General features: G+C 37.8%; 3 protein-coding genes. 2 read left to right on the forward strand and 1 reads right to left on the reverse strand.

What is annotated here, in order from left to right:
• Together AC1DRF_RS25920 and AC1DRF_RS25925 are read left to right on the forward strand one after the other, a co-directional pair.
• Positions 1-180, forward strand: a 180-nt coding sequence (locus AC1DRF_RS25920) for a small, acid-soluble spore protein, alpha/beta type (RefSeq protein ID WP_477742067.1), incomplete at its 5' end; no start/stop codon positions are given.
• A gap of 188 nt (positions 181-368) precedes the next feature.
• On the forward strand, positions 369-1,217 hold the full coding sequence (locus AC1DRF_RS25925; RefSeq protein ID WP_043982400.1) for a YihY/virulence factor BrkB family protein: 849 nt from the start codon (positions 369-371) through the stop codon (positions 1,215-1,217).
• Positions 1,218-1,250: 33 nt separating this feature from the next.
• Here the strand turns inward: AC1DRF_RS25925 and AC1DRF_RS25930 are convergent, their stop codons facing one another.
• The gene (locus AC1DRF_RS25930; protein ID WP_477742068.1) at positions 1,251-1,526 is read right to left on the reverse strand and encodes a hypothetical protein; all 276 of its coding nucleotides are present in this window, start codon (positions 1,524-1,526) and stop codon (positions 1,251-1,253) included.
• Positions 1,527-1,805: the final 279 nt, after the last annotated feature.

The raw sequence follows: 1,805 nt of genomic DNA on the forward strand, positions 1-1,805 counted from the left end.
GTTCAAGGTGCTGAACAGCTTCTTGATCAGCTAAAAACGGAAATCGCGGGAAGACTTAACGTTCAGCTTGGCGCTGAGCAAACGGCTCGTGCAAATGGTTCTGTTGGTGGAGAAATGACGAAGCATCTTGTTGCAATGGCGCAACAGCAATTAAGTGGTGCACAAGGACACATTCGCTAGTCTGCTCTACATAAACACTCTGATGAAAAGTTCTGGCTCTTTTGAGCTGGGACTTTTTTGTGTAGGAAACATCATTCTACTTTCTCTTGATCGTTTGATTTGAGATTTTGCTTGAAATTCTCCACTTTCAAGGTTGAAAAGTGCATAAAATGGGAAAAGAACAAAAAAAGAGAAAGTAGAGGTTTATCATGAAAAAGCTATTATCATTTGGAAAAAGTCTTGGTAAAGAAATTCAAGAAGACCAAGCAACGGGACTAGCGGCTGAGCAAGCCTATTATTATATGCTATCATTATTCCCTATGCTTATTTTACTGATATCGATTGTTCCGTATCTATCTATTAAACCGGAAGAGGCAATCGATGTCCTTCAAAGCGTTATGCCGGGAGAAACGGCTGCAATCTTTAAAGATAACGTAGCTCAATTTGTAAGCCAACCAAACGGCGGACTACTGACTGTAGGGATTTTAGGAACCATTTGGTCTGCTTCAAACGGTATGAACGCCTTTATTCGTGCAATGAACCAAGCCTACGACGTGAAAGAACAGCGCTCGTTTATTAAAGTAAGAGGCTTGTCCATTCTTTTAACAATTGGATTAATTGTAACAATTGTTGTATCGCTTCTTTTACCAGTGTTCGGAGGGGTTTTGTTAAATTGGATAAGTGAATGGTTTTCTCTTCCTTCAGGTACAACAGTGGTTTTAAATATTCTGCGCTGGATTATTGGTGTCGGCATTATGGTACTTGTTTTATCCGTATTATACAGATTAGCGCCAAATAAAACATTTCCTTTTGCCCATGTATGGCCCGGAGCGCTCGCTGCTACGCTGTTATGGCAGCTGACATCTTTAGGGTTCTCATTTTACGTAAGCAACTTTGGCAATTATTCTGCTACTTATGGAAGCTTAGGAGGCGTGATTGTTCTGATGCTTTGGCTATTTTTAACGGGTTTAATTCTCGTTATTGGAGGAGAGATTAACGCTATTTATCACCGAAACAAAACGGCTGCGCCTCCTAAAGATACGTCTCAGGCGATGTAATAAAAAAGGAAACCTTTATAGAGGTTTCCTTTTTTAACGTTTAAAGCTATTAACAAGCTGTTTAAATGAGTTGGCTGTATATTTGACCGCATCTTTTTTGTACTGTACATCGGTTTTAATCGCTGCTTGTGTTACTTTTAAATGATTTGTTTTTTCTTTGATATAATCAGTTTCGTTTTGAAGATGTTGAGAAGTGGCATTTACAGAGTTCACAGTTGGCTTGATTTTTTTATTAAATGATACGCCTGCGTAAATAAGATACGCAAGTGATGCCAAAACAACAGCTAAGCTTATATAAACAATAATCATCGGTGTGCCTCCTTTGTACGTACTTATATTTATATAGGTGAGAATAAAATATATACGAATATCATCCTCTTTATTTAATTGTTATACCCATTTTTAATCAAAACAAACAAAAGTCTGCCGAGAAGACAATATATTGGATTTTTTCTGAAATTTCATTCATCATTACATATAGGGTTACCCTGAAAGGAGAGAGAAGAAGAATGCCGTTAGATCCGCATATTCAAATATTTCTAAATCAATATAATGAGATGCCCCGTCCTGCTTTAGAGGACGTTACAC

It is taken from the genome of Priestia sp. P5_B4 (assembly GCF_056400385.1).

Bases quoted from the DNA above. Each gene is read 5' to 3' on its own strand.
- AC1DRF_RS25930 (WP_477742068.1), bottom strand. From the start codon at position 1,526: ATGATTATTGTTTATATAAGCTTAGCTGTTGTTTTGGCATCACTTGCG.
- AC1DRF_RS25925 (WP_043982400.1), top strand. From the start codon at position 369: ATGAAAAAGCTATTATCATTTGGAAAAAGTCTTGGTAAAGAAATTCAA.